General features: G+C 55.0%; 3 rRNA genes. All 3 read left to right on the forward strand.

Features of this window, described 5'->3' with window-relative positions:
- Positions 1-8 precede the first annotated feature (8 nt).
- Positions 9-1,530 (forward strand): 16S ribosomal RNA (locus ABXJ56_RS15855).
- Between the two features lie 380 nt (positions 1,531-1,910).
- Positions 1,911-5,018: ribosomal RNA gene (locus ABXJ56_RS15860) — 23S ribosomal RNA — on the forward strand.
- A 104-nt stretch (positions 5,019-5,122) separates the two neighbouring features.
- Positions 5,123-5,239 (forward strand): 5S ribosomal RNA (gene rrf / locus ABXJ56_RS15865).
- The 16S, 23S and 5S rRNA genes sit together here, the layout of an rRNA operon.
- The last annotated feature ends 59 nt before the right edge of the window (positions 5,240-5,298 follow it).

The raw sequence follows: 5,298 nt of genomic DNA on the forward strand, positions 1-5,298 counted from the left end.
TTTTTTCTTTTACGGAGAGTTTGATCCTGGCTCAGGATGAACGCTGGCGGCGTGCTTAACACATGCAAGTCGAACGGTGAAGCCAAGCTTGCTTGGTGGATCAGTGGCGAACGGGTGAGTAACACGTGAGCAACCTGCCCTGAACTCTGGGATAAGCGCTGGAAACGGTGTCTAATACTGGATATGAGCTGCGGAGGCATCTTCGTGGTTGGAAAGATTTTTCGGTTTGGGATGGGCTCGCGGCCTATCAGCTTGTTGGTGAGGTAATGGCTCACCAAGGCGTCGACGGGTAGCCGGCCTGAGAGGGTGACCGGCCACACTGGGACTGAGACACGGCCCAGACTCCTACGGGAGGCAGCAGTGGGGAATATTGCACAATGGGCGGAAGCCTGATGCAGCAACGCCGCGTGAGGGATGACGGCCTTCGGGTTGTAAACCTCTTTTAGCAGGGAAGAAGCGTGAGTGACGGTACCTGCAGAAAAAGCGCCGGCTAACTACGTGCCAGCAGCCGCGGTAATACGTAGGGCGCAAGCGTTATCCGGAATTATTGGGCGTAAAGAGCTCGTAGGCGGTTTGTCGCGTCTGCTGTGAAAACCCGAGGCTCAACCTCGGGCCTGCAGTGGGTACGGGCAGACTAGAGTGCGGTAGGGGAGATTGGAATTCCTGGTGTAGCGGTGGAATGCGCAGATATCAGGAGGAACACCGATGGCGAAGGCAGATCTCTGGGCCGTAACTGACGCTGAGGAGCGAAAGGGTGGGGAGCAAACAGGCTTAGATACCCTGGTAGTCCACCCCGTAAACGTTGGGAACTAGTTGTGGGGTCCATTCCACGGATTCCGTGACGCAGCTAACGCATTAAGTTCCCCGCCTGGGGAGTACGGCCGCAAGGCTAAAACTCAAAGGAATTGACGGGGACCCGCACAAGCGGCGGAGCATGCGGATTAATTCGATGCAACGCGAAGAACCTTACCAAGGCTTGACATACACGAGAACGCTGCAGAAATGTAGAACTCTTTGGACACTCGTGAACAGGTGGTGCATGGTTGTCGTCAGCTCGTGTCGTGAGATGTTGGGTTAAGTCCCGCAACGAGCGCAACCCTCGTTCTATGTTGCCAGCACGTAATGGTGGGAACTCATGGGATACTGCCGGGGTCAACTCGGAGGAAGGTGGGGATGACGTCAAATCATCATGCCCCTTATGTCTTGGGCTTCACGCATGCTACAATGGCCGGTACAAAGGGCTGCAATACCGCGAGGTGGAGCGAATCCCAAAAAGCCGGTCCCAGTTCGGATTGAGGTCTGCAACTCGACCTCATGAAGTCGGAGTCGCTAGTAATCGCAGATCAGCAACGCTGCGGTGAATACGTTCCCGGGTCTTGTACACACCGCCCGTCAAGTCATGAAAGTCGGTAACACCTGAAGCCGGTGGCCCAACCCTTGTGGAGGGAGCCGTCGAAGGTGGGATCGGTAATTAGGACTAAGTCGTAACAAGGTAGCCGTACCGGAAGGTGCGGCTGGATCACCTCCTTTCTAAGGAGCATCTGGCACTCTTCGGGGTGTCCAGGCGCCAGATCAGGACCGAATGTGTCTTGCTGGTTAGCTCATGGGTGGAACATTTGACTTGGTGTCGAGGATTGATTCTCTGGTTAGTACGGCTTTCGGGTCGGGAACGCTGGGGGGTGTTGAGTCGGCACATGCACGCTGTTGGGTCCTGAGGGACCGGGTGAGAGCCTGATTTCTCTGGGCCTTTCTTCGCGCCGTTTGTTCGGTGGTGGGGGAGGGTACCGCCCGTACTTTGAGAACTACACAGTGGACGCGAGCATCTTTGGACCGATCCTTCGGGGTTGGTTCAGAAAGATGATCTTAAAGATCATTAGTCAATTTCGAATTGACGATTCAAACTCATGTGATTTCAAGTCTTTAAGAGCAAACGGTGGATGCCTTGGCATCTGGAGCCGAAGAAGGACGTAGCAATCTGCGATAAGCCTCGGGGAGTGGATAAGCACACTTCGATCCGAGGATTTCCGAATGGGGAAACCCCGCCTGGCGCAGCAATGTGACCTGGTGACTCCCGCCTGAATATATAGGGCGGGTAGAGGGAACGTGGGGAAGTGAAACATCTCAGTACCCACAGGAAGAGAAAGCAACCGCGATTCCGTTAGTAGTGGCGAGCGAAACCGGATCAGGCTAAACCTAGCGTGTGTGATAGCCGGCAGGCGTTGCACGTTGGGGGTTGTGGGACTTTTCGGGCTGTTCTGCCGAGCAGCCGGCGTGACAAGAGGGTATAGACGAACCGCATTGAAAGGCGGGTCAGAGAGGGTGCGAACCCCGTAGTCGAAATGCCCTTCTTGGCGTGAAGAGTATCCCAAGTAGCACGGGGCCCGAGAAATCCCGTGTGAATCTGTCAGGACCACCTGATAAGCCTAAATACTCCCAGATGACCGATAGCGGACAAGTACCGTGAGGGAAAGGTGAAAAGTACCCCGGGAGGGGAGTGAAATAGTACCTGAAACCGTTTGCTTACAAACCGTTGGAGCCTCCTTAGTAGGGGTGACAGCGTGCCTTTTGAAGAATGAGCCTGCGAGTTAGCGATACGTGGCGAGGTTAACCCGTGTGGGGTAGCCGTAGCGAAAGCGAGTCTGAATAGGGCGATTCAGTCGCGTGTCCTAGACCCGAAGCGAAGTGATCTATCCATGGCCAGGTTGAAGCGACGGTAAGACGTCGTGGAGGACCGAACCCACTTAGGTTGAAAACTGAGGGGATGAGCTGTGGATAGGGGTGAAAGGCCAATCAAACTTCGTGATAGCTGGTTCTCTCCGAAATGCATTTAGGTGCAGCGTTGCGTGTTTCTTGCCGGAGGTAGAGCTACTGGATGGCCGATGGGCCCTACAAGGTTACTGACGTCAGCCAAACTCCGAATGCCGGTAAGTGAGAGCGCAGCAGTGAGACTGTGGGGGATAAGCTTCATAGTCGAGAGGGAAACAACCCAGACCACCAACTAAGGTCCCTAAGCGCGTGCTAAGTGGGAAAGGATGTGGAGTTGCTTAGACAACCAGGAGGTTGGCTTAGAAGCAGCCACCCTTGAAAGAGTGCGTAATAGCTCACTGGTCAAGTGATTCCGCGCCGACAATGTAACGGGGCTCAAGCACGCCACCGAAGTTGTGGCATTGACATTATTGGTAGGCCTTCGTGGTCCAGCCGTGTTGATGGGTAGGAGAGCGTCGTGTGGCGAGTGAAGCGGCGGGGTGACCCAGCCGTGGACGCTACACGAGTGAGAATGCAGGCATGAGTAGCGAAAGACGTGTGAGAAACACGTCCTCCGAAAGACCAAGGGTTCCAGGGTCAAGCTAATCTTCCCTGGGTAAGTCGGGACCTAAGGCGAGGCCGACAGGCGTAGTCGATGGACAACGGGTTGATATTCCCGTACCGGCGAAGAACCGCCCAAGCTAATCCAGTGGTGCTAAGTGCCCGAATTCCTTCTTATCGATCCCTTCGGGGTGAGAGGGGAGGAGCTAGCGCATGACCCCATGCTGGTGCGGTTAGCGTATTAACAGGTGTGACGCAGGAAGGTAGCCCAAGCCAGGCGATGGTAGTCCTGGTGCAAGTGCGTAGGCCGAGTGATAGGCAAATCCGTCACTCACATAGGCTGAGACACGATGCGGATAAAAAGTGGGTGATCCTATGCTGCCGAGAAAAGCATCGACGCGAGGTTCCAGCCGCCCGTACCCCAAACCGACTCAGGTGGTCAGGTAGAGAATACCAAGGAGATCGAGAGAATCGTGGTTAAGGAACTCGGCAAAATGCCCCCGTAACTTCGGGAGAAGGGGGGCCATCCACTTATTAGGATTTACTCCGAAAGGGTGTGGTGGCCGCAGAGACTAGTGGGTAGCGACTGTTTACTAAAAACACAGGTCCGTGCCAAGTCGCAAGACGATGTATACGGACTGACGCCTGCCCGGTGCTGGAAGGTTAAGAGGACCGGTTAGCCGCAAGGCGAAGCTGAGAATTTAAGCCCCAGTAAACGGCGGTGGTAACTATAACCATCCTAAGGTAGCGAAATTCCTTGTCGGGTAAGTTCCGACCTGCACGAATGGCGTAACGACTTCCCAACTGTCTCAACCGCGAACTCGGCGAAATTGCATTACGAGTAAAGATGCTCGTTACGCGCAGCAGGACGGAAAGACCCCGTGACCTTTACTACAGCTTGGTATTGGTGTTCGGTGTGGCTTGTGTAGGATAGGTGGGAGACTGTGAAGCAGGGACGCTAGTTCTTGTGGAGTCGTTGTTGAAATACCACTCTGGTCACTCTGGATATCTAACTTCGAACCGTAATCCGGTTCAGGGACAGTGCCTGGTGGGTAGTTTAACTGGGGCGGTTGCCTCCCAAAAAGTAACGGAGGCGCCCAAAGGTTCCCTCAACCTGGTTGGCAATCAGGTGGCGAGTGTAAGTGCACAAGGGAGCTTGACTGTGAGACTGACAGGTCGAGCAGGGACGAAAGTCGGGACTAGTGATCCGGCAGTGGCTTGTGGAAGCGCTGTCGCTCAACGGATAAAAGGTACCTCGGGGATAACAGGCTGATCTTGCCCAAGAGTCCATATCGACGGCATGGTTTGGCACCTCGATGTCGGCTCGTCGCATCCTGGGGCTGGAGTAGGTCCCAAGGGTTGGGCTGTTCGCCCATTAAAGCGGTACGCGAGCTGGGTTTAGAACGTCGTGAGACAGTTCGGTCCCTATCCGCTGCGCGCGTAGGAAGTTTGAGAGGATCTGACCCTAGTACGAGAGGACCGGGTTGGACGAACCTCTGGTGTGCCAGTTGTTCCGCCAGGAGCACCGCTGGTTAGCTACGTTCGGGATGGATAACCGCTGAAAGCATCTAAGCGGGAAGCCGGCCTCAAGATGAGACTTCCATACCTTCGGGTGAGAGGCTCCCAGCCAGACTACTGGGTTGATAGGCCGGATGTGGAAGCGCAGTAATGCGTGAAGCTGACCGGTACTAATAAGCCGATGACTTGATAACACACCGTTTTTGGTGCTTGCGTCCACTGAGTGGTTCCCGATGTACGGTCGGGAACTCAACAACACAATTCTTAGTTGTGTGTTGACGATACACATCAATAGTGTTTCGGCGGCCATAGCGAGAGGGAAACGCCCGGTCACATTCCGAACCCGGAAGCTAAGCCTCTCAGCGCCGATGGTACTGCAGGGGGGACCCTGTGGGAGAGTAGGACACCGCCGGACTTCTTTTAAACGAAAGGGCCACCCAACGCTGGGTGGCCCTTTCGCGTTAACACCCACTC

Origin of the sequence: Microbacterium aurantiacum (assembly GCF_040532595.1) — a bacterium.
In the GTDB taxonomy this organism is placed as follows: Bacteria; Actinomycetota; Actinomycetes; order Actinomycetales; family Microbacteriaceae; genus Microbacterium; species Microbacterium chocolatum_B.